We start from the raw sequence: 20,914 nt of genomic DNA, 5'->3' as shown, positions 1-20,914 counted from the left end.
GTGAAAATTCAATATGGATGTGAAAAATGACTGTGTATTCCTTCACGCAAATTCTTGAAAGATGCGCGAGGCTGGGGGTTTCACAGAAGCAATTGTGTCGCGTAGCTGATGTGAATGAGGGCACCTTGTCGCGTGCCAAGAAAGCCGAGCGGGAACCGACGAACAGAATTCGCCGGCGTCTTTCTGCTGCCATCGACGATATCGCGGCCGAGCGCGGTGTTGTGTTCGTCGATGAAGCGCAGGAGACGCGGCAATGACTGAGCTTCCGCAACTCGCCCTTTCGATCATGCAGCCGTGGGCCTGGCTGATCGTCAACGGCCACAAGGATATCGAGAACCGCGACTGGCCGACGAAGTTTCGCGGGCCGGTGGCCATCCATGCCGGCAAGAAGCCAGATGATGAGTGCACCTACGCGTTGACTTGCCACGATGGCCCGCGCCACCCGGTAACCGGCGTGCCGTTCTCGATCGATACCGGATCGCGACTGATCGAGAGCGATGGGCTTTTCGATACATATAGTGCGACAGCCTGGCATGGCCATTTTGGTGGCATCGTTGGTGTGGCCGAAGTCGTTGATTGCGTCATTGCTAGCGATAGTGAGTGGTTTCAAGGCGTTTTCGGCTTTGTGATCCGCAATGCTCGGCCCGTTGAGTTCATTCCGGTGCGCGGCCAGCTCGGCTTTTTTGATTGGCGCAAGAACTTGCCGGTGTCGCCATGATCCTAGGCAAAGACTGGATCCAGCAGCTGGAAGAAAACGCCGACGAACTTGGGCTGGGCGACACCATGGTGTGTCTGGGCGGCAAGCCGCCGGCGGAGTTTGCCGAAAACCGCGCCTTTCACCTGCAACTGATCGACGATCTGGCTGCTGAGGCAAAGCGGCGCGAATGGCCGGGGGCGGAATTCTGCTTCTACATGCGCCGTGACGGCTTCGTTTCCATCTACATCGCGCCTTCGAAGGGCGGCGAATTGACCTTGGCCGGCCTAGCGGAACACCGCGAGGCCCAGAAAACCGCGACCAGCAAGCCGCCCGAACTGGTGGCGCTCGTCTGAAATGTTCACGCCGGTTTGTATTGCGTCCGGCCTTTGCTTGCAGGGGCTGATAATGAATTCTGTCGCCGAAATAGATCTGGCGATCAAATCCGCGGGGCTCGTCGAGGGCGAGGTTTTGCGCGCCGCCGGCGTCGCATCGCGGTATCTGTACAATATCCGGGCTGGGATCCGGCCGCTCACGCCGCGCACCGTCAACCGCGTGCGCCTGGCGATCGCGCAGCTGAAACGCCAGCGGGATCTCGAGCAAAAGGGCAGGGATCTCGAATTGCGGTTTCCGGACCGCTCGTCCGCGATCCGATCCTATCGCCTTGCCGTTGCGCTGGTGGCGCACAAGGCCGATGTGCAACCGGGTTTCATCCTCGCGGCCGATCCATCCAGGCGGGCGACGGCCGACGAACAATGGATGCGGGCAACCAGGCTGCGCCGGCTCGCGATCTACATCACCGTAACCTACCTCGATATCCCGCAGGCGGACATGGCCCGCGCCCTTGGCGTGAGCAAGGCCACCGTTTCGCTTTTGCTGAAAGAGCTCGGCGACGAACGCGAGCGGCCGGAGATCGAGGCGGCGCTGGCCTATGTTGAGGAGGCGTTTCAGTCATGAGCCACGATTGGGAATTCAAGCCGGGCATGCGGGTGGTTTGTATTCGCCCTTACGATACGCCGGCAGAGATTGAGTTAAACAACCGGTTTGGCGTTGCGACGCCTCAGAAGGGCATTGTTTACACCATTCGCGATGTTCTCCCGCCGGAAATGCTTGCTGATAAAAGCGGGACCGCGCTGCCGTTGCACCTCGTCGAGATCGTCAATCCGCCGGTGGTCTTCATTAATGGTGAGCAGCGAGAACCGGCATTTGCGTCAATACGCTTCCGGCCGCTGGATGAAAGCCGCCTCGATGTGTTCCGCAATCTGCTGGTGGACCTCCCGAAAGAGGAGGAACTGGCGTGACGATCTCTCCGGCGAGGCCGATGCGTGTTCTTGTTGCCTGCGAATTTTCGGGGACGGTTCGGCGCGCTTTTGCGTTAAGAGGGCATGACGCCTGGTCGTGCGATCTGCTTCCTGCAGACGATCGGAGCAACCGGCATATCGTAGGTGACGCGCGAGATTATCTCTACGACGGTTGGGATCTCCTCATGGTTGCTCATCCACCGTGCACCAGGCTTTGCAATGCCGGTATATCTTGGCTCACCACTCCGCCAAACGGCAAGACGGTCGAACAGATCTGGCGGGAGCTCGATGAAGCCGCGACGTTGTTTTCCGATTTCTGGAACGCGCCTATCGATCGCATTGCTATTGAGAACCCGATCATGCATCGCCACGCGAAGACGCGGATTGCTGGCTATGCGCCGCCCGCCCAGATCATAACGCCTTGGCAGTTCGGCGAGCCGCTCCAGAAGAAGGTTTGCCTTTGGCTGAAAGGTCTTCCGGCTCTCCACCCCACCAAAATCGTTCCGCTTCCGGAACCTGAATACTGCATTCGCCGCTCCGGATCCCGCGCCGGCAAGCCATACCGATATTATTTCCATCAGGGAAAGAGCGCTCACGAGCGTTCGCGCTTTTTTCCCGGCATTGCCGACGCGATGGCAGATCAATGGGGCGGCGACATTCTCAATGAGGTCGCAGCATGAACCGTTCCGACACCTCCGAAATCAAACAGGCGCTGAAAGACCACATCGAAAGTCTTTGCCAGCGCCTGCTGCCCACCGGCAAGAGGCAGGGGCGGCTGTGGGTTTCTCACAATCCGATCGAGAACGATTTCCACCAGACGCCGGAACTCAAGGTCGCGCTCGATCGAGATCCGGGCGCTTGGAAAGATTACCGCACCGGCGAAAAAGGCGACGTGCTCGGCCTGGTGCAATATTTGACCGGCGGCGATTTCCGCGCCGCCATGGATTGGTCTCGCGATTTTCTCGGTCTGCGCTCGATGACGGCCGAGCAGCGCCAGGACATGAAGCGCCGGGCCGATGACGAGCGCCGCAAGGCGGAAGTCCGGGCGGAAGCCGATCGGCTCAAACGCATGGGCAAGGCCGAGCAGGTCTGGAACAGCGGTTACCAGGACGGCGCGCGATCGACGGCCGAAGCCCATGCCCGGGCTTACTTCGCCGCACGCGGTTGCCCGATCGACGACATTCCGAACCGCGATATGCAGACATTCCGTTTCTCGGCCGCGCAGGAATACTGGAAGCGGGCTCAGTTCCGCCATGAGAACGGCCGGCGCATCAAGGTGCAGGACGGCCCGAAGTTTCCGGCCGTGCTTTCCGCCATGCGCATGCCTACCGGCCAGATCTCGGCCGTGCACATGACGTTCCTTTCGCCGCTCGGGCCGCAAAAGCTGCCGGTGACCGGCGATGAAACCGCCAAGATCATGTTTGGCGAGGCGCGCGGGGCGATGATCCGTATCAGCCACGGCCCGGAAGGCGAGCCGCCGGAAACGGCGACGCGGGCGTTTCCGCTGATCCTCTGCGAAGGCGTCGAAGACGGGCTTTCGCTGGCGCTTGCCATTCCCGAAGCCCGCGTGTGGGCGGCCGGTTCGCTCGGCGCCATGGCATCAGCCCCGGTTTGGTTGCCGTGCGTCGGCTCCATCATCGTTGCCCGGGACAACGACTGGGAAAAGAAAACCGCCGTCAAGCAATTCGAACGGGTGATGGAGGAGCTTTCGCGCGCGGAAAAGCCGCTGACCGAGATGACCAGCCACCTGGGCAAAGATTTCAACGACCTGATGAAAGGAGAGGAATGATGCCGTTCTTTAGAAAGAAGCCGGTAGTGATTGAAGCCGTTCAAGTTAGGGCGGCGGATTTCAACGGGAAAACCTTCGACGGATGCCCGTTTTCTGAGACGCCCGACTGGCTGAAAAATGCCTTAGACACCACAGTAATCTCAATCCATCTCGAAGATCGAGACTATGCCCTGTGGCGTGTCAACACCCTGGAAGACGGGCCAAACGGTGAAGCGAAGCACATCGCCGAACCCGGGGACTGGATTATCAAAGGCGTCGCCGGTGAGCTTTATCCCTGCAAGCCGGATATTTTTGAGGCGACGTATGATGCCGTTGTCACCTCCGGCGATACGGATCCCGCGCCGGCTGCACCTGCAGAGCACAGCTGGTTCTCGAAAGCTGCGCTCGATGTCACGGCGGAACGTCGCCGGCAGATCGAGCTGGAGGGCTACGGAAACAGGCATGACGATGCCCATACCGATTTCGAGATAACAAAAGCTGCCGTCGCCTATGCGCAACGGGCGGCGATGTCAGACGATGTGCGGGCGTTCAAAGAGAAGCGAGATCATGTCCCAGGCCTGTGGCCGTGGGCTCGCGCCTGGTGGAAGCCGAAAGGCCGCCGCGCAGATCTCGTACGCGCGGCTGCGCTCCTCATAGCCGAAATCGAGCGCCTCGATCGTACGGAGGCCAAGTCTTGAGCGAGATCGGACACAACGTCGACACCGTTGCTGCCGCGCAACTGCGCCAGATCATCGAGCGCATCGAGCGACTTGAAGAAGAGGGCAAGGCCATCAACGCGGATAAGGCCGATGTTTACGGCGAGGCCAAAGGCCTGGGCTACGACACGAAAGCAATCAAAACCATCGTCCGTCTTCGGCGCAAGGATCCCAATGAGCGCATCGAGGAAGAGACCATTTTGCAGACCTACATGGCCGCGCTGGGCATGGAGTAAACACAAGGAGAAAGAGCATGTCGAAACGTAAAGGGCAGACCAATGGAAACACCAGACGAAATCAAACGTCGCCGGCAGCAAGCGGAAATGCGGCTGAGATCGATGCTGCAGGCACACCTCCATCAGCTGACGACGCGGCCGTGGGCACCACGTCACTCGTGGCTGGATCTGATGGCGTCGACGGCGCTGCAGACGGCAAGGAGCTGAGCGATGGCGGGCGGCAAGAGCTACCGGGGCTGGAAGCCGGCGAAGGCGCAACACCAGGCGCTGACACCAAAACAGCCGATACCAGCGGCGAAACCGTTTCGGCCGATATCGGCGCTGGATCCGGTTCCGGATCAATCGAAAATGACAGCGACGCAAGCGCTGACGGTGTCGAAGATCACCGGCAGGACGGCTCCGTTTCCGGAGAAGGCAACGACCAGGCCGGAAATATTGGAGGGGGAAATCCTTCCTCCGGAGACGATGGAAGAGAAGATGATGAAGGCGACGCAGGAACACAATCGCGTCTGCAGCGACGCAATGGACGCCTTTACCTACGTCATGCTGATGAGAGCGGCGCGCTAAACACAGACAGCGTCGCCGGCATCTCGGATGACCTTAAAGCCGCGCTCGAGCTCGCCGGTTGCGATACGGCCGAAAACCTTGTTGACATGGCGCGGGTCGGCTCGAACGTCATGGAGGCGATCGATGACGTGCGCAAGCTCGATGGTCCGTTCAAGGACTGGGCTCCGATGGACGATCCGGCCGAGATTGTCCATGACCTTTACAACGCCCTCGAGCATGCCCGGGAAAAGGCAGCTGCAGCGCCGGCGGATCCGGAAGGCAACCCGGCGAGCAGTGAAACCCCTCCGGAGGTCGATAGCTGCCCGATCTGCGATGTTCCTTTCAAGCCGGACGACGTTTGCGCGACCGATATTGAAATGGGAACCTGCCACGCCGAGTGCTTGGAGGGGGCCACAATTGTCGATCTGCAAACCGGTGAACCTTCAGATGGTCCCATCGACTTGTTCCTTTATTCGGAAGGGCCTGCCGGCATCGTCGACGCTGCTGCCATCAATCGGCCAGTAATGGATAATCTCGCGGGATCGGCGATGCTCTCGGCCGAGTTCGCATGGGACGGCGCATGGGATGCGTTCTTCACGCACACCCGCCCGGAAACCTGTGAAGATGGTCAGCCGGAATTCCCGCTGTCTCCCGTCATGGGCCGCGACCTCGCCGAGTATGTTCGCAGGATCGGCCGCCGCGCAACGCCGGAAATTCTCGTCCAGCAGCTCGTCATCCTGAAACATCGCCAGTCGGCGGATCTGAGCGAGCAGGAGCGCATCGCACTCCGCACCTTCATCGCAACGTTGTTGGATCTCGACGACTTCGCCGCGGCTGAGAAGAAGCGCCTCGAGGAGCTCGCGGCCGAGAAGCCGGAGCCCAAGCCCCTGCCGATCGAGGACACCACCATGGAGACCGTCGCCGGCACCCTGGACACCTTCTGACCAGCTTACCAACTGGCCCGGCAATTGTGCCGGGCCAAACCACGAGGAGAAATGCCATGAAAGATGAAGCCACGATCGAGCGCCAGCTGCAGGACAAAGGTCTCAACGCTCCGCGGTTGACGCCGGCGCTGATCGATGAGGCCATCCAGGCGGAACAGTACCATGTGTTTCCCGGCACCACGTTGACCGTCTGCGCGCTGACGCTCCGCAACGGCTATATCGTGACCGGTGAGAGCGCCGCTGCATCGCCCGAGAACTTCGACAAGGAGATCGGCCGCAAGATTGCCCGCGACAATGCCCGGAACAAAATCTGGGCGCTTGAGGGCTATCTGCTGCGCGAAAAGCTGCATCAAGCCGAGCAAAGCAGATCCTTCGCCGGCGTCGACGAAACCACGTTCTGATCAATACCCGCCGCGCCAACGAGCAGGCGCGGCGGCATCCTCTCATTCATGCGGGCAGTTATGGCAAGAAAACCGAAAATTCAGGGTGGCATCCAAGGCATTCGCGCGCAGTTTCTGGACGCGCAGCAGGTGCTGGACGAAAAGAAAGAGTTGGTCGATCCGGACGCCAATCTGCTGCGCGACGGCATCAAGGCCGGCCAGTGGGATGGCGCGCCGCACCACAACATGCCCCCGAACTGCCCTATTACCGTTCTCGGCAAAAAGGGCGAGACGATCTATGTGATCAACGCGATCGGCGAGCTCGAGGAGATCACCCGCCATGATCTGCCCACCTTGCTCCGGATCTTCTCGCCATTCGTGAATTATGTGTTCTGGGCGTGGCCCGCCTGGTCGAAGGCCAAGGGCGAGCCCGGCAGTGAAGGTTACGTTCCGCCGAAGGTCGAGCGCGTGCAGCGTGACCAGGCCTGGACGGCAATCATCGGCGAGGCCGGCCGCAAGGGCCTGTTTGACCCCCAGAACAATGTGCGCGGCCGTGGAGGCTGGAAGGCACAGGACAAATTTATCTGGCACAGCGGCAAGCACCTGTTTTCAGTCGACATCAAAACCGACAAGCATAACCGCGCGACCGACTGGCAGCTGCAGGCCGCAAAGCCCGGCGATTTCGACGGCTTCTTTTACGCCCAGGACAACGACACCCTCCACCCGTGGCAGACGCCGATCGGCGTCAACGACAGCCCGGCGCACATCATCCTGCAGGATCTCAAAAGCTGGAAATGGGAGCGGCCCTACATCGATCCGATTTTCTTTCTTGGCTGGATCGGCTCGGCGTTCCTCTCCGGAGCGCTCGACGTCCGCCCAATCATGTTCACCATGGGTGGTGCCGGCACGGGTAAATCGACCCTGCATGGGATCCTGCGCGCTCTTTTCGGATCTGCGCTTTACTCTACGGCCAACACGACGGCCGCCGGCATCTACCAGAACATTCGCCAGGACAGCCGGCCGGTTGCGGTCGACGAATTCGAGCGCAAGGCGCAGGGCCAGAAAGAGCAGGCCATCATCGAGCTTGCCCGCCAGTCATATTCTGGTGCCAAGGGCTATCGCGGCGGTGCGAATGGTGACGGTACCGAGTTCGAATTGCGATCGAGCTTCATATTTTCGGCGATCCTACATCCACACCTCGGCGTCCAGGACCGCACCCGCATGATCATTCTGAACCTTAATGCGCTGGATAAGGACGCCAATGCAACACAGCCGCTGATCAAGGAGGAGTGGGGTCGCATGATCCTCCGGCAGATCATGGACGGCTTCCATGACTTCTATTGGCACATTCTGCCGAAGTGGCGGCAGATCCTGTCAGATCAGCGTCTGGCGCTGGATCCGCGCGCGATCGACACCTATGGCACCGTGCTGGCCTGTGCGGAGCTCCTCGTGGGAGAGCAGGGGCTTGTTGACGCCGGCATGCATCAGGATCCCACGGCCGATGGCGTGCGCCTGGATCTCGATATGCTTGTGGAAACCATTGAGGCGGCGACGTCGGCCGACAGGGCCGAGCAGGTGCCGAAATGGCAGGAAGTCATTGAAAAGATCATGGGCGCGAAGGTGGATGCCTACAAGGCTGGCGAGCGGCAGACCGTCGGCGGCATCATAGAGGCTCTGGAAAACGACCAGCGCTCGGATATGCTCATCGATGATGCCCGCGCCCGTCTGGCGCTGATAGGTCTCGGCCTGCGAGAGAGGGGCAAGCCCTGCAGGGGCTATGCGCTGGCGATCCCGCACAACGATGACAATCTCAACCGGGTGTTTGCCGATGGCGAATTCAACCACGGTGGCTGGACGCTGGCGCTTAAGCAGGCACCGCAGACGATCGTACCGCGTGAGCTATCGAAGGCGGACAAGACCGTTAAGATCAACCGTGTGGCAAAGACGGTCACACTCGTGGATCTGGCGGGCTATGATGAACGTATGGAGGCGGCCGGTTGAAGAAGCGCTGCCCTCACGTCGATATCCGTTTCTGCCCGCTGTATCACGCCGCCCACATGGATGGCGGCTATGGGTGCGATGACGGCCGGCTGGACGAGGGCGGCTGTGCAGTCTCGCGTGCCTGGTCCTATGACCACGCCCTTGCCCGCCTCGAGGCCGCCATGCCGCGCCTGGTGGCCGAGCTCCGATGGAAAGAGGAGGCGGCAGAGGGAAAGCTGCAACGTGACAGGAACATGAAGTTGCTGGGGCTGCATTAGCGCTCTACCGCATTCCCACCATATGGCCCGCTGGAGCGATCCGGCGGGCTTTCTGCATCTACCATCGTGATATAGGGCGTTGCGGTCGCTCGGCCTTCCTGTCGCCTGGCAGAACGAATGTGACGCTGATCCGTCGATTGCCGCATCGAGGACAACGCAGCCTGCCTGATATGCTTGCCAGCGGGAAATCCCGGCCGCGTGTGGCGACCAGTGTCATCATGTCCAGATCATAGCGCCATTCGCATTTCAGCGCCGCGTGGCCAAGATCCACCAGGCCGTCCACACAGCGTGCGAACAGCTGCCAATCCGCGTTGAATGCTTCTCCGATCGTCTCAACCATGGGCGACTGAACTACCAGAACAGAATAAGAACATCAATTCATTTTCCTACGCCCACACCCTGTTCTTATTGCGTCATTTTCCCTTGCCCTTTGCCCCTCGCATTTAACTCTCTTACCCCCGCCCCGTGACTTCAAAAGCGGTGTCCGCGCCGCCGCACTGAACGGCGATTGGAGAGAGGCGACACGAGAGAAGAAACGCCGTGGCCAATCGCTACGATAGCTTGGAGCAAGTGAGGCGCGGACGGCACCAGCGCCTGCCATTGCGCCTGTTCACGGCCGATGCCTCCGCTTCGCTCCGGCCTTATGGCCGCTCACCACGATATGCCGGGGAAAATCCCGGCGCTGGCACTTAACACGGGCGAATGCGTCATAGCGTGAACGTCGCGGGGCTTGTCTGCCCTGCCGGGTGCGGGTGGTTACCGGCGGTTACCATTCGGTTGGCGGCAGAGTAACCGCGATAAATCAACAAAATCAGAGGCTTGTAATGTCGGTTGGCGAGTTACCTATAAATTGCACCCTTTTACGCGTGCGCGTGCATACGCGTAGATGGTGATTTGATGGTAACCCGGTAACCGGTAGGTATATGTTCCTGTTTTTCTTGCATAATCGCGGTTGGAAAATCGGTTGCCGCCGGTTGGCGAAAGCCGCCGCCGCCAACCGGAATAAACAAATAGGGAAATAGCTGGTGAGCGACGAAACCGAGCAAAATCAGGGGCTTCAAGTGGCACACACGCCGCCGGAAATTTCGCCGGAGCGCGCCGCGAAAGTGGGATCGATGGCGGCGATGACGGAAACAGTCATGGCCGGCCTCGCCCAGTCCATCGCGGGCGAGCGCGAAGAACCCGAGCAGCAATCCCTCTTGCTTGCCGATCCTGACGGCGAGAACTGCCTATTCGCCGGTCCCGTGAAACACGTCGCGTCAATCATGGATGCCGCCAAGCGGGCGAGGGGGAGGCCGAAAGGCTCCCAGAACCGCCGCTCCTCCGATCTGGCAAACTACCTGTTATCCATGGGTTATCGCGATCCGGCGTTGAACCTGGCTGACCTTGCAAACGCCAGCCCAGTGGCGCTTGCCGCTGAACTGGCCTGCCTTCCAACCTTCGAGGGTGCTACGCCAGAGCAACTGATGGAGGCGGCGATCAGGACGGGTGTGCTGGACCGCGACCAGGTGTTCAAGATGATGAGCAAGGCATACGACATGATCGAGGATGCCAACGCCGAGCTCATGCCGTTCTTCCATGCCAAGAAGCCGCAGCAAGTCGAGGTGAAAACTCAAGCCTTGGGCGTCATGTTGATTGGTGAAATGCCGACCGAACGGCCAGCCGCAGACGCGGCGCTGAACCTGACGCGCGTCGATGCACCCCGCGAAAAAGATCAATGAAATCAATGGACGTTCGTGCGACTTCGGGAGCGTGCGACATATCAACGGCTATCTACCTGAAATCATTGGTGTTGCAACTGATCGTAAATCAGTAGGCAGGTTTGGTTTTTGGCCTCGCGCGCGCGGGAAACCGGCTGGCCTCTTGCCCGTGGTGGGGGTGGTTCATGCGGACGCGGGCAAAGGCCCGCGACTTCACTTTGGAAAGCCCCTTCGGGGCTCCCCCTATGGGGGTGACTTGTCACACACACCGGCCTTTTGGCCTCTGCCTGACTTAACGGTAGTCGGCGGAAAATAATCTTTCCGGAACGAGAGCGGGCGCGGGCGCGCGGGCTCTGGGTTTCGAAAGGGTTTCAGGGTCATGGGAAATATCGATATCACGCGGTACGTGCCGCCGGGGCCAATTGGCTCGGCGTTCATCAAGTCTCGTGGACCCATAGACGTGATCATGGGGCCGGGCGGTTCGGGAAAGACCGTCTGTTCTGTGATCAAGGGGCCGATGCATGCGGCCGAATATATGCCCATCTGCAGGGATGGCTGGGTGCGGGTAAAGACCCTCTGCGTGCGCGACACCTATCGCAGTTTCGCCCGTACTGCGCTCGCCAGTTGGTACAATACGTTTCCCGAAAAGCACCCGTGGACCTTCAGTCACGAAGGCGGTCTGGATCGTCCCGTGGTCCACGTTCTGCGGTGGCAGACGTGGCGCGGTCGCGACCTGGTCAACGTCGAATACGTGATGGAAACCGGTGCGATCGGCGACAACGATCTTGAGGCGTTTGCCAAGGGTTACGAAATCTCGCTGGCCTGGGGGAATGAATTCGATCTCATGCCAGAAAACACGTTGCCGGTATTCTTCCAGCGATGCGGCCGATATCCGCCGATCGAACAGATTGCGCCTTCCGAACTGGAGCGAGTTTCCCGTGACGGCCGCCAGGCCATGCGCATGATGGGGCTGGAAGCATCTGAAGACGAAACCGTTTTGCCGCGCATCGTCTGGGGCGATATGAACCCGCCGGATGTTGATGACCCTGCCTATACCACCCCGTTCGGTGAGGCTGCCAAGCCGGGTAGTATCGTTCGCAATGTCACCGCGGGGTGGAATGGTTTCTGGCAGCCGGGCGGATTGACCGCGACTGCTGAAAATCGGATAGGCAAGCCGCGAAGCTCATATGAGCTTGAGGCGGCAACCTCGAAGGATAAGCGTCTGGTCATGCGCATGGTTCATTCGCGGCCGGCCTATGCCAAGGACGGAACTCCGGTTTATGAGGACGATTTCAACCCTGAAGTTCACAAGGCTGATCAGACGATTACGCCGGTTCGCGAACTCGGGTTGACGATCGGTATCGATGCCGGCGGATCTCCGGCCGCGACCTTTGGCCAATTTACGCCCTCCGGACAAAACCGCTTGCTGGCCGAGCTCGTTGCGCCGCCTGGCACCGGGCCAAGCCGTTTCGGCGCCATGATGATCGAGCTTCTGACCGCACGGTTTCCGGGCATTCCAATTATCGGCGCCTGGGCGGATCCGTCCGCGTGGTATGGGGCTGATAGCCAAACCGGTGAATTCCACTGGGTCAATGCTCTGGCTGCAATCGTACGTTTCCCGATACAGCCCGCGCCGTCGAATGAGCCATCAATCCGCCAGGAGGCCGTCAAGCACTATCTCGGCCGGACCATCGACAACGTGACGCCTGGCTACATCATCGACCCGAGTTGCAAAAAGGTTATCGGCGGCTTCGAGGCGCACTACAAATACACGAAAAAAACTTCCGCATCTGAGACTGATAGGGGGGATGTCGTGAAAAACGAATATTCGCACCCCCACGATGCCGAGCAATATCGCTGCCTTGGAAAGATCGGCGTTGGAATGCTGGTGTCGCAGATTGCGCAATCGGCACTGCCGACGAATGTTACCAGCCTGCAGCATGCCCGGCAGCAGCGTGAACGGCAAAGTCAGCGGCCGGGAGATTTCAGCGTATGGGACGTGTGACCGCCACCAGTCCTGCCGCCTGGCTAGACTGCCTCGCGTGCGCGGGTGCGCGGGCGCTCGCGCGTAAGGCGGCAATCTGGCAGCGATCGAACGGGGAAAGCGTGTCGCTTCGTGCTGGTGATGAGTTGTTGGCGGTCGCCTACCTCGTGCCAGATCCGGAAGGGCGATGGGAATTCTGTCTGGCGCTTCGCAGGCCCGCCCGCGCGTATATGCGCGACCTCGTCCGCATCGCGCATTTGACGCTGACGGCTCTGGCCCAAAATCGAACCGTCATCACCCATGTGACGAAGAATAACCCTAGCGGCGTGCGCATGGCGCGTCTGGTGGGCTTCCAGCACCTGGGCGAAACCCTTTGGATTTTGAATGGGGAGCTGCATGAGCCAGATGGTGAAGGGACTTTTCGGCGGGTCGGACAACGGCGCAAAGAAGGAAGCGGACAAGAGCCGCCAGCTGCAGCAGGTGGCGAACGATCGGCAGCTGGCGGAGGCGAACCGGAGCAACCAGGCAGTGGCGGCGACACGGCGCGCGCCTCGCGGCCGCCGTCTGTTTGAAGACAGCGGTGCTGATGCCAGCGGTTCCAGCGCGGTGCTTGCCTGATGGATGGTGATTTCAACGTTGACGTCCAAGCCCTGAAAACTCGTGTCGACAACACCTGGGGAGCGCGTTCCCATTGGACGCCTATTTACCAGGAAGCCTACGATTTCGCAGTGCCAATGCGTCGGCCGAGCGGTGGTGCGAATGGAAAAGCGCGTGGTCCTGATCGCCTGTTCGATATGACCGCGCCGATGTCAGCCATGTATTTCGCGGGCAATCTGCAGCGCGATCTCTTTCCCGCTGGCCAGTCCACATTCGAGCTCGAGGCCGGTCCGCTCGCGGCCATGGCGTTGCAGGACAGCGAAAAAAAGCAGTTCAACCGGGAACTGTCGCGGGTTTCGACGCTCATTCATCCGTTCTTCCTGGCGGGTGATTGGGACACGGCCATTCACGAGATGTGCATTGACCTGGCCGTGGGCACCGGTGCGCTGCTGCCAGTCAAAGGCACGCCTAGCAACCCTATCATGTTTGCCTGCATTCCCTTCGACCAGTTGGCAATATCGACCGATGCTTTCGGCCGGGTCAACTTGGTGTCCTGGCGGCAGACGCTTCGGCGCGACCAGATCGTCGACGCTTGGCCGAATGGCCGGTTTCCTGGCAATTTCAAGGAGCTGGCGAAAACCCGTCCTTCTGAAGAAATCTTGGTTTACCAGGACTGGTGGGCGGATCGCCAGCCAGGTGGCGGCTGGCACTTTGGCGCACGCATCGATAACACGCTGGGCCTCGTAACGCATGAACGTTATCGGACCCAGCCCATCGCAATTCCCCGTTATTACCGAGTTCCCGGCGAGGCCTATGGCCGGGGCGTCATCCTCACAGCGCTGCCGACGATCAAGACGCTGAACAAGGCGCAGGAACTGGCTCTGAAAAGCGCCGCCATCAACATGCTGGGTATCTGGGGTTACCGCGCTGGCGGCACGTTCAACCCGAACACGGTCCAGATGGCTCCGGGCCAGTTCTGGGCGATGCAATCGACGGGCGGGGTTCTTGGTCCGGATGTGCAGCGGCTCGATCCCGCTTCTGGAAGCATGAACATCGCCCAAGTGCTCATCGGAGATCTGCAGGGGCAGATCAAACAGGCCATGTTTGATACACGTCTGCCGGATTATGAGGGCACGCCGCGTTCCGCTTCCGAAATGACGGCGCGCCTGCAGCAGCGGGCAAACATTCATATCGGCGCGTTCGGCCGCCTGGTGCGCGAGATCATGCCGGTTGTCGTGCCGCGTGCCGCTGAGATCCTGATGGAGTTCGGCATGCTGCCGGGTATTCAACAGGTGGATGACCTTCTGGTGTCGGTCAATGTCCGCTCGCCCATGCAGGCAGCGCTCAATGCGGATCGCATCGCCTCGATCGCCAATTACCACGACATGGTCATGGCCTTCGCCGGTCCCGAACAGCGAGAGCTTTATCTGAACCAGGACAAGGTTATGGAGCGGATCGCCGATGGTCTGCAAATCGACAAGGATCTGATCCCTGATGAAGCCGAAAAGAAAAAGGTTCTCGTCAAGATCGAGGATGCACGTCGCCAGCAGATGCAGGCGATGATGGCGGCCGAAATGGCAAAGCAGGCTCCAGGCGCGATCAAGGATCTTGCCGTGGCTGACATGCGGAGGGCTGCTTGATGTCTGGGCCATTTCTTCCGGAGCGCGCGGCCCAGCCTATGGATTTGCTCGAAGATCTTACCGAAAGCAACGGCGGATGGGAGGGCCTGGAGGCGCTATTCAGACCGCAGTTGCAGGATGCTCCGCTGCAGCCCGGGCAGAACGTCGCCAAGTTCATGTATGGGCTCTACCACACGCCTGAAGGCCGGGCGATGTTCGAATGGATGATGGATATCACCCTTCGCATGCCATTGCGATCGACGGGGCAGACCATCGAGCAAACCGCACTCAACACCGCAACCCGGCAGGGCATTAATGGCGTCGGCGAGGCCATCCTCGCCGCGATCGGCCATGGCGAGAAGCTTATTTCGAAATCCCAAAACCAGAATGGAGCTGGATCATGAAAGGCAGACTTTTAGGCGGCATCAATTTCTTTGACCTGATGCTGTTCAACTCGGATGCGGGCGGCGGTGGCGGCGGTGATGCTGCAGCTGCTGCGCCGCCCGCAGGTTCTTCGGCGTCGGCTCCTCCTCCCGCCGACGCTGGCGTGCAGCCGCCTCCATCGGCTGCCGCTCCTCCGGTGGGCGCTTCGTCTCCGCCCGCCGGAGACATCTACAAGCCCGAAGGCATCGCGGATCATCTCGTTGGCAAAAGCAATAACGAGACGATCGACAACATGAAAAAGGCGCTTGACGGTTATCGCGATCGCGATGCCGCCAACAAGGTTGGGGCGACGGCCGAGGCCTATGCGGAGTTTTCCGGCGATATTCCGGAAGCGATCAAACCGCACCTTGAAACCCTGAAAGCCGATCCTTTGACGGCGCGCATGCAGCAGTACGCTTTCGATAACAAGGTTCCGCTGCCTGTTTACCAGGGCATGGTCCAGCAGTTCCTGTCGGTCTCGGCTGAGATGGGCCTGATGGAGCCAGTTGTTGACGAGAAGGCCGAGCGCGCCGCGCTCGTTCCTGATGTTGCCAAACACTTGCCGGAGGCTGAGCAGCGCCAGGCGGTCGAAAAGCGCATGAACGAAAATTATGCGTTTCTCGACAGCGTGGCGGCGAAGGGCGCTGAGAACGGCGGGCTTGCAAAGGATGACATCGAGTTCGCCAAGGCGATGCTGGGTGACAGCGCCAAGGGCCATCGCATGTTCGAGTGGATCCGGGGCATGGCCGGCGGCGGGCAGGGCGGTGGTCCGGCGATGCAGTTTGGTGGCTCCGGTGGGCTTGATCCCAAGGCCGAATTGGCCAAGCGCGGGGCGCTGCCGCAGAACACTGTCGGCCACAAGGATTTCGATCGCGCGTCCTACGACCAGCTGCAGGCCGACTATAAACGCGTTTATCCCGGCTGACGCACTGAACGGCTCCCGCCCGCTGGCATGATTTGCCTGCTACCGGACGGGAGCGACCTGGGGAACATGCTGGCTATCCTTCACCGGACCCGGTAATGCCCGGCTAATCGGCCCTCACGGTGATTTCGTCCATCACTCCATTCGAGGGTCACCTATGCCTGTTGAAGCCTGGTTCAAAGAAAAGATCCGCGACGACGTCGCAACCCGTCTGAAGTCCAAAGGTGGATTTCTCGACGGCACCATGAAAACCGGCGAAAATGTCGCCGGTACGGTCAAGTTCCCGATCGCGGGCGGCCGTATCAAAATGTACAAGCTTTCCGGCGCAATCGAGGAAGTCCGTCCGCAGGGTCTCGACATCGACGTCGTCTCTCTGCAGGCGTCCGACTATACGGCCGAAGCTACCATCCGCAACCAGGACACTCTGCGTCAGGCTCCGTCGTACCAGGCGGAAGTTGCAGACGCCATGTCCAAGTCGGTGCGCATGAAGCGTGACGGCCTGAAATTCGATGCGCTTGACGCCTTCTGCAACGTCGGCAATGCCAACATCCCTGGCGGCGGCCCGACTGTTCCGAAAACGATCGGCGACGGCAGTGCGCGCATCGACCTCCCGTTCGTCAACCGTGCGGCCGCGCAGGTCCGTGGCGTCGGCTCGGATGAGGAGATTTACTGGCCGATCCCGTTCATGTGGTTCGAGCAGCTGAGCTGGTACAAGGAATTCTCTTCCAAGGATTACCAGGGCGACAAGGATCTGCCGTTTGCGCAGTCCGGCATCGTCGACAAAAAGACCTGGAAGGGCGTCCACATCATGGCGCTGCCCGATGAGCATTTCACCTTTGGCACAGCCAAATGGGTGGAAGGTCAGGACGAGTGGAATACTGGCTACCTTGATACCTTCATGTGGACGAAGTCCGCCGTTGGCTGCGAAACCTTCTGGTCGAAAGAGCAGATGGACATCAACGAATGGATCGGCAAGGCCGGCAAGCCGCTTCTCTGCGATACCGCGCTTTCCGGCGCGGCGATCGGCCTGCTGCCTGAAGGCATCAAGCGTCTGCGATATCTCGCAATCAACGACACTGTTCGCCCGACCTGATCTGACATGTCGCCCGCCTCGTGCGGGCGGTCTGCTCTTCTGTCTCAACTGAAAAGGAAACAATCATGGCTCATCGCCCCCGCGATCTGCGCCGCCGGACCACGATCAGCATTCCCGGTCAGCGTCAGATCATGTTTTTCGACTATGCCACTGTTCATACGCTTGCCGAAGTGCAGGCCGCCGGCTTCTTCAATGAAAGCCGCGACAACCTGACCGTCGGCAGCATCATCGACTGCGTGGCAGATATCAACGGAACGACTGCCCGCGTCGTTCTTCGTACCACGGCCGTTCCGCCGACCGGTAACATCACCGTCGCCGTGGATGGTGGCCTCGCCGCTTCCTGACGTCACCTCGCACTCAACCATGGACCGTGGCCGGTATTCTCTGGCCACGGTTTTCTTTTTTCGGGCGGCGGTCATGGCAATCGACAAGGCGACGATCATCAACCAGGCGCTAACTTTGATCGGCGCGGGTCCGATGTTTTCCGTGGGCGATGGTTCGGAGCTCGCCGAGCAGATCGAAGCGACCTGGCAGACGGCTGTAGATCACGTGTTCGGTATGCATGATTGGAGCTTCTCAAAGAAGACGTTTAAAAATCGTCGCCTTGCCAATCGACCGGAAAACGGCTGGGGCTACGCCTTTGAGTTGCCCGGCAGCCGCCTGGGGCCACCGCTTCTGAACCTTGAAAGCGCCGGCGAGCACCCCCGCACATTGCGTCATTTTGCGCTCGAGGAAGGGCTGCTTTTCGCGAACGTCCAGGACACCTGGTCGCAATGTAAAGTGCTTGTGGATCCGGATTACTGGGATCCGCCGTTCCGCTCTGCATTTGTTGTCGCTTTGGGCGGCTATCTCGCTATTCCTGTATGGGCTGACGCTGATCTCCAGAGCGATAAATTTGTCCAGGCCTTCGGTACGCCGTCACGAGAAGGGACCGGCGGCATGGTCGGGCGGCTGATGGCGCAAGACAAGACGGCCGCGCCGATCGGCGGCGACTTGATGGCCGCTGATCCTCTTACCGCTGTGCATCACACTGGTGGCCGCGCCTCGCTTCCGTGGCATGGAGAATTTTGATGGCGCGTGTTTCTGGACAACTGAAAAGCTCCGCCAATGCCGGGCAGCTGGCGCAAAGCCTGTGGGGCAAGGTTAACCTCAAGCAGTATTATTCCGGGGCCAAGCGTATGCTGGGATTTGAGCCGGTTCCGCAGAGCGGTTTCACGCTCCTGCCGGGGTCGCGATTTGTGGCTGTTGCCCCGGCTGTTCCCGTCGCTCAAATGACGCTTACCGTCAACTCTGCGCTTTCGTACACGCTCTTTTGCATGGCTGGTCAGGTCGAGATCTGGCGCCAAGACATGGTGAAGGTTGCGACGGTGGCTGTGCCCCAGATTACTGCTGAAATCCTCCCGGAACTGGAGTTCTACGGCGAAGCAAACACCGTGGGTATTTTTCATCCGTCCATATGGAATGGCATCAGGCTACTCCGCAACGCTTCAAACGACGCGATTTGGACTGTTTCTGCCTGGCCGTTCGAATTTATCCCTGATGTCGATCTAGGGGGAGTGTATCCGAAGACGGATGATGTCTGGGAGATATACTTCCGTTGGGCCGAAGGCGGCGACAATCTCGTCGTATCGTTGACCGTTGAAGGCTCCACGACGGCGGCTGTCGCTATGGGGGCTCCTCCGGAGACGGGGAACTGGTTCGATTTTACTGATCGTATCCGCCTTGCGATCGAAGCATTGCCCGGGTTTAGCTCCGGAGTTTCGACAAATTACCTTGCGGGCGGCCCTACATTCAGGCGCGTCGAAGTCCGATTTTCCGGGCCGCTTCAGGGCAGCGAATATGATTTTGGTGCAAGCATCGTCAACACCTCGCAAATGTCGGCGCTCGTTACGCATGCGAGCATTGGCAAAACGGCGGGTGAGCCCATCATCTCTCCCGCTCGAGGCGGTTTTGCAGCGATGACGACGTATCAGGACCGTTCCGTCTATGTCGCTGCAAAGGCGAAGCCTGCTGCAATTGCGATGTCACGAATTGGTGAATACTTCGATTTGAATATCGAAAGCCAGTCTGACAATGCCGCCCGCCTCGAAGCTTTGCGAACAGAGGTTTCGGAAACCGTTCTTTATGTCGTCGATGCGACTTATCTCGTCGCGTTTACCGATCGGGCGGAATACTTCGCTTCCAATCGGACGATTGAGCGGGGCAAGCCGCTGAATTGGGTACGTGCGTCAGCGATCGGCACGAAGAAGGGCTGTAAGCCAGTCCTTATGGGCAGCACGATCTATTTTGTTTCCCGTGACGGTGGCCGCCTCTACTCTGCAAACTACGATGCTGTGTCTGAGGCATTCCAGCCGGAACCGGTCAACGATCTCAACAATGACATTGTGTCAGACGTCAAACAAATGGCGGTGCAGCGCAAGAACGGTTCGATGAGCGGCGATCGTCTGTGGTTGCTACGTGAAGATGGCAGGCTTGTCAGTTGTACCGCGAACGTCAGCCAGGATATCCGCCTGGCCGCTTGCGAATGGCCGATCGCCGGAGACGGCTTTGTGAAGGGAATTTCTATCGATGGCCTCGATCGTGTCTGGATAACCGTCGAGCGTGATGGCGTCTACAGCCGTGAGCTGCTCGTCGAGCAGAACGAAAGTCTGTTCCAGATGACGGTTGCAACAGCATCTGATCTTGCTGGCGCTGTCACCGGGCTTTCCGTTTTTGAAGGCAAGGCCGTCTGGGCTGAGATCGACGGCGACATTCATGGGCCTTTCACAGTTTCCAGTGGGGCATTTCAGGTCGATGTAAACGCAAGGCCTGTCTTGGTCGGGATCTGGACGGCTCCGGTCTACGAGAGCATGCCTTATGTGCGCGTTCTTCCCAATGATGATGTTGTTCGGCGGCCGGGAAAAATCGTGTCCTGGCGCGGATTTGTCGAGGATACAGCAAGTCTCGCGATCGGTGCGAACGGTCGGCCGGCGCGCGATGTGCCGTTGCAATTGGTTTCGGATGATCTCGTTGCGCCGAAGAAGAATTATTCGGGCCACAAGTTTGTTGCGGGTCTCATTGGTGCTTGCATGGATCCGACACTGACCATCACGCAAATCCGCCCTGGGCGGTTGCGGTTGCGTGACTTTATCGCGGGGGTGAAATTGTAATGGAGCTGGCAGCAAGTTTTGTCACGTCAATGTTCGGGGGTGGTGGAGCGGCGGCTGGTGCTGCAGCTGGCGCTGCGACAACCGCCGTTGCAGCGCCAGCTGCAGCGGGATTTTCGCTTTCCTCGCTGCTGCAGGGGACGGCAACAGTTCTGGGAATGGTTCAGTCCATCAACGCCGGCAAGGCTGACGCGGAAGCGATGAATGCAGCTGCTGATGATGCTGCCCGCGAGGTGCCGCTGGAGACGCTGCAGGGCATCAATCGCCGAACCGGCATCAAGCGGCAGATGATGGATAGTGTGGGCGAGCAGGATGTTGCGTACGCCGCTTCGGGTGTCGATCTATCTTTCGGAACTCCGCTCCAGGCGCGCAAGGAGGCGTTCCGCGAAGCGGACTTGGGTCTGACTTCTGACGTCGGAACGGAGCAGACGCGCGTCGGCAGGCTCCAGGAGCGCGAAGCGGAATATCGAAAGCGGGCGGCGCGCGCCAAGCGATCGAGCATGTTTGATGCTGCATTGATCGGCTTCAAGGGCGCAACATCCATCGCGGACAGGTACTGACATGGCAAACAGACGGCTGGATCCTGT

At 59.8% G+C, this 20,914-nt stretch carries 24 protein-coding genes; all 24 read left to right on the top strand.

Annotation, left to right across the window (positions count from 1 at the left end; genetic code table 11):
• Positions 1–26: 26 nt before the first annotated feature.
• The 24 genes from AC1ROR_RS06480 to AC1ROR_RS06365 all read left to right on the top strand — a co-directional run bounded on the left by AC1ROR_RS06480 (position 27) and on the right by AC1ROR_RS06365 (position 20,887).
• A complete protein-coding gene (locus tag AC1ROR_RS06480) occupies positions 27–257 on the top strand; it encodes a hypothetical protein (RefSeq protein ID WP_498588930.1) in 231 nt (76 codons plus the stop codon).
• Positions 254–718 carry an ASCH domain-containing protein gene (locus AC1ROR_RS06475; RefSeq protein ID WP_498588929.1) on the top strand — a complete coding sequence of 155 codons (465 nt, stop codon included), beginning with the start codon at positions 254–256 and terminating at the stop codon, positions 716–718. Before AC1ROR_RS06480 ends, AC1ROR_RS06475 begins: the two co-directional genes overlap by 4 nt.
• Positions 715–1,050, top strand: a complete 336-nt coding sequence (locus AC1ROR_RS06470; protein ID WP_498588928.1) for a hypothetical protein — start codon at positions 715–717, stop codon at positions 1,048–1,050. The genes AC1ROR_RS06475 and AC1ROR_RS06470 overlap by 4 nt, the downstream gene beginning before the upstream one ends.
• A gap of 52 nt (positions 1,051–1,102) precedes the next feature.
• Positions 1,103–1,651 carry a hypothetical protein gene (locus tag AC1ROR_RS06465; RefSeq protein ID WP_498588927.1) on the top strand — a complete coding sequence of 183 codons (549 nt, stop codon included), beginning with the start codon at positions 1,103–1,105 and terminating at the stop codon, positions 1,649–1,651.
• Positions 1,648–1,995 (top strand): hypothetical protein, encoded by a 348-nt coding sequence (locus AC1ROR_RS06460; RefSeq protein WP_498588926.1) that lies wholly within the window; start codon positions 1,648–1,650, stop codon positions 1,993–1,995. Before AC1ROR_RS06465 ends, AC1ROR_RS06460 begins: the two co-directional genes overlap by 4 nt.
• A 20-nt stretch (positions 1,996–2,015) precedes the next feature.
• Positions 2,016–2,675 (top strand): hypothetical protein, encoded by a 660-nt coding sequence (locus tag AC1ROR_RS06455; RefSeq protein WP_498589183.1) that lies wholly within the window; start codon positions 2,016–2,018, stop codon positions 2,673–2,675.
• On the top strand, positions 2,672–3,784 hold the full coding sequence (locus AC1ROR_RS06450; RefSeq protein ID WP_498588925.1) for a toprim domain-containing protein: 1,113 nt from the start codon (positions 2,672–2,674) through the stop codon (positions 3,782–3,784). Before AC1ROR_RS06455 ends, AC1ROR_RS06450 begins: the two co-directional genes overlap by 4 nt.
• Positions 3,784–4,461, top strand: a complete 678-nt coding sequence (locus AC1ROR_RS06445; protein WP_498588924.1) for a hypothetical protein — start codon at positions 3,784–3,786, stop codon at positions 4,459–4,461. Before AC1ROR_RS06450 ends, AC1ROR_RS06445 begins: the two co-directional genes overlap by 1 nt.
• Positions 4,458–4,715: a DUF2312 domain-containing protein gene (locus AC1ROR_RS06440; RefSeq protein ID WP_498588923.1), complete on the top strand. Its 258-nt coding sequence runs from the start codon at positions 4,458–4,460 to the stop codon at positions 4,713–4,715. The genes AC1ROR_RS06445 and AC1ROR_RS06440 overlap by 4 nt, the downstream gene beginning before the upstream one ends.
• 17 nt (positions 4,716–4,732) lie before the next feature.
• Complete coding sequence (locus AC1ROR_RS06435) at positions 4,733–6,205, top strand: hypothetical protein (RefSeq protein ID WP_498588922.1); 1,473 nt, start codon at positions 4,733–4,735, stop codon at positions 6,203–6,205.
• 56 nt (positions 6,206–6,261) lie between these two features.
• Positions 6,262–6,606: a Gp49 family protein gene (locus AC1ROR_RS06430; protein ID WP_498588921.1), complete on the top strand. Its 345-nt coding sequence runs from the start codon at positions 6,262–6,264 to the stop codon at positions 6,604–6,606.
• Positions 6,607–6,666: 60 nt separating this feature from the next.
• Positions 6,667–8,586 carry a hypothetical protein gene (locus AC1ROR_RS06425; protein ID WP_498588920.1) on the top strand — a complete coding sequence of 640 codons (1,920 nt, stop codon included), beginning with the start codon at positions 6,667–6,669 and terminating at the stop codon, positions 8,584–8,586.
• The gene (locus AC1ROR_RS06420) at positions 8,583–8,843 is read left to right on the top strand and encodes a hypothetical protein (protein ID WP_498588919.1); all 261 of its coding nucleotides are present in this window, start codon (positions 8,583–8,585) and stop codon (positions 8,841–8,843) included. Before AC1ROR_RS06425 ends, AC1ROR_RS06420 begins: the two co-directional genes overlap by 4 nt.
• A gap of 1,025 nt (positions 8,844–9,868) precedes the next feature.
• Positions 9,869–10,564 (top strand): hypothetical protein, encoded by a 696-nt coding sequence (locus AC1ROR_RS06415; protein WP_498588918.1) that lies wholly within the window; start codon positions 9,869–9,871, stop codon positions 10,562–10,564.
• 358 nt (positions 10,565–10,922) lie between these two features.
• On the top strand, positions 10,923–12,548 hold the full coding sequence (locus AC1ROR_RS06410; protein WP_498588917.1) for a hypothetical protein: 1,626 nt from the start codon (positions 10,923–10,925) through the stop codon (positions 12,546–12,548).
• 375 nt (positions 12,549–12,923) lie between these two features.
• Positions 12,924–13,145 carry a hypothetical protein gene (locus tag AC1ROR_RS06405; protein WP_498588916.1) on the top strand — a complete coding sequence of 74 codons (222 nt, stop codon included), beginning with the start codon at positions 12,924–12,926 and terminating at the stop codon, positions 13,143–13,145.
• Positions 13,145–14,764, top strand: a complete 1,620-nt coding sequence (locus tag AC1ROR_RS06400; protein ID WP_498588915.1) for a portal protein — start codon at positions 13,145–13,147, stop codon at positions 14,762–14,764. The genes AC1ROR_RS06405 and AC1ROR_RS06400 overlap by 1 nt, the downstream gene beginning before the upstream one ends.
• Positions 14,764–15,147: a hypothetical protein gene (locus tag AC1ROR_RS06395; protein WP_498588914.1), complete on the top strand. Its 384-nt coding sequence runs from the start codon at positions 14,764–14,766 to the stop codon at positions 15,145–15,147. Before AC1ROR_RS06400 ends, AC1ROR_RS06395 begins: the two co-directional genes overlap by 1 nt.
• Entirely contained in the window at positions 15,144–16,091 is a 948-nt protein-coding gene (locus AC1ROR_RS06390; protein WP_498588913.1) for a hypothetical protein, read from the top strand. The genes AC1ROR_RS06395 and AC1ROR_RS06390 overlap by 4 nt, the downstream gene beginning before the upstream one ends.
• 154 nt (positions 16,092–16,245) lie before the next feature.
• A complete protein-coding gene (locus tag AC1ROR_RS06385; RefSeq protein WP_498588912.1) occupies positions 16,246–17,181 on the top strand; it encodes a phage capsid protein in 936 nt (311 codons plus the stop codon).
• A 65-nt stretch (positions 17,182–17,246) separates the two neighbouring features.
• Entirely contained in the window at positions 17,247–17,525 is a 279-nt protein-coding gene (locus AC1ROR_RS06380; RefSeq protein WP_498588911.1) for a hypothetical protein, read from the top strand.
• Between the two features lie 73 nt (positions 17,526–17,598).
• Entirely contained in the window at positions 17,599–18,252 is a 654-nt protein-coding gene (locus tag AC1ROR_RS06375; RefSeq protein ID WP_498588910.1) for a phage connector family protein, read from the top strand.
• Entirely contained in the window at positions 18,252–20,330 is a 2,079-nt protein-coding gene (locus AC1ROR_RS06370) for a phage tail protein (protein WP_498588909.1), read from the top strand. Before AC1ROR_RS06375 ends, AC1ROR_RS06370 begins: the two co-directional genes overlap by 1 nt.
• Positions 20,330–20,887 carry a hypothetical protein gene (locus AC1ROR_RS06365; RefSeq protein ID WP_498588908.1) on the top strand — a complete coding sequence of 186 codons (558 nt, stop codon included), beginning with the start codon at positions 20,330–20,332 and terminating at the stop codon, positions 20,885–20,887. The genes AC1ROR_RS06370 and AC1ROR_RS06365 overlap by 1 nt, the downstream gene beginning before the upstream one ends.
• Positions 20,888–20,914: the final 27 nt, after the last annotated feature.

Source organism: Agrobacterium sp. GW821-FHT14E08 (assembly GCF_058803865.1).
This window is presented reverse-complemented; position numbering and strand designations above follow the sequence as displayed.

What these genes read in the sequence shown, in the direction of transcription:
- AC1ROR_RS06455 (WP_498589183.1), top strand. Translation starts at nt 2,016, where the DNA reads ATGCGTGTTCTTGTTGCCTGCGAATTTTCGGGGACGGTTCGGCGCGCT.
- AC1ROR_RS06475 (WP_498588929.1), top strand. Translation starts at nt 254, where the DNA reads ATGACTGAGCTTCCGCAACTCGCCCTTTCGATCATGCAGCCGTGGGCC.
- AC1ROR_RS06465 (WP_498588927.1), top strand. Translation starts at nt 1,103, where the DNA reads ATGAATTCTGTCGCCGAAATAGATCTGGCGATCAAATCCGCGGGGCTC.
- AC1ROR_RS06470 (WP_498588928.1), top strand. Translation starts at nt 715, where the DNA reads ATGATCCTAGGCAAAGACTGGATCCAGCAGCTGGAAGAAAACGCCGAC.
- AC1ROR_RS06430 (WP_498588921.1), top strand. Translation starts at nt 6,262, where the DNA reads ATGAAAGATGAAGCCACGATCGAGCGCCAGCTGCAGGACAAAGGTCTC.
- AC1ROR_RS06460 (WP_498588926.1), top strand. Translation starts at nt 1,648, where the DNA reads ATGAGCCACGATTGGGAATTCAAGCCGGGCATGCGGGTGGTTTGTATT.
- AC1ROR_RS06375 (WP_498588910.1), top strand. Translation starts at nt 17,599, where the DNA reads ATGGCAATCGACAAGGCGACGATCATCAACCAGGCGCTAACTTTGATC.
- AC1ROR_RS06480 (WP_498588930.1), top strand. Translation starts at nt 27, where the DNA reads ATGACTGTGTATTCCTTCACGCAAATTCTTGAAAGATGCGCGAGGCTG.
- AC1ROR_RS06410 (WP_498588917.1), top strand. Translation starts at nt 10,923, where the DNA reads ATGGGAAATATCGATATCACGCGGTACGTGCCGCCGGGGCCAATTGGC.
- AC1ROR_RS06405 (WP_498588916.1), top strand. Translation starts at nt 12,924, where the DNA reads ATGAGCCAGATGGTGAAGGGACTTTTCGGCGGGTCGGACAACGGCGCA.
- AC1ROR_RS06365 (WP_498588908.1), top strand. Translation starts at nt 20,330, where the DNA reads ATGGAGCTGGCAGCAAGTTTTGTCACGTCAATGTTCGGGGGTGGTGGA.
- AC1ROR_RS06400 (WP_498588915.1), top strand. Translation starts at nt 13,145, where the DNA reads ATGGATGGTGATTTCAACGTTGACGTCCAAGCCCTGAAAACTCGTGTC.
- AC1ROR_RS06445 (WP_498588924.1), top strand. Translation starts at nt 3,784, where the DNA reads ATGCCGTTCTTTAGAAAGAAGCCGGTAGTGATTGAAGCCGTTCAAGTT.
- AC1ROR_RS06385 (WP_498588912.1), top strand. Translation starts at nt 16,246, where the DNA reads ATGCCTGTTGAAGCCTGGTTCAAAGAAAAGATCCGCGACGACGTCGCA.
- AC1ROR_RS06370 (WP_498588909.1), top strand. Translation starts at nt 18,252, where the DNA reads ATGGCGCGTGTTTCTGGACAACTGAAAAGCTCCGCCAATGCCGGGCAG.
- AC1ROR_RS06450 (WP_498588925.1), top strand. Translation starts at nt 2,672, where the DNA reads ATGAACCGTTCCGACACCTCCGAAATCAAACAGGCGCTGAAAGACCAC.
- AC1ROR_RS06380 (WP_498588911.1), top strand. Translation starts at nt 17,247, where the DNA reads ATGGCTCATCGCCCCCGCGATCTGCGCCGCCGGACCACGATCAGCATT.
- AC1ROR_RS06395 (WP_498588914.1), top strand. Translation starts at nt 14,764, where the DNA reads ATGTCTGGGCCATTTCTTCCGGAGCGCGCGGCCCAGCCTATGGATTTG.
- AC1ROR_RS06390 (WP_498588913.1), top strand. Translation starts at nt 15,144, where the DNA reads ATGAAAGGCAGACTTTTAGGCGGCATCAATTTCTTTGACCTGATGCTG.
- AC1ROR_RS06425 (WP_498588920.1), top strand. Translation starts at nt 6,667, where the DNA reads ATGGCAAGAAAACCGAAAATTCAGGGTGGCATCCAAGGCATTCGCGCG.
- AC1ROR_RS06435 (WP_498588922.1), top strand. Translation starts at nt 4,733, where the DNA reads ATGTCGAAACGTAAAGGGCAGACCAATGGAAACACCAGACGAAATCAA.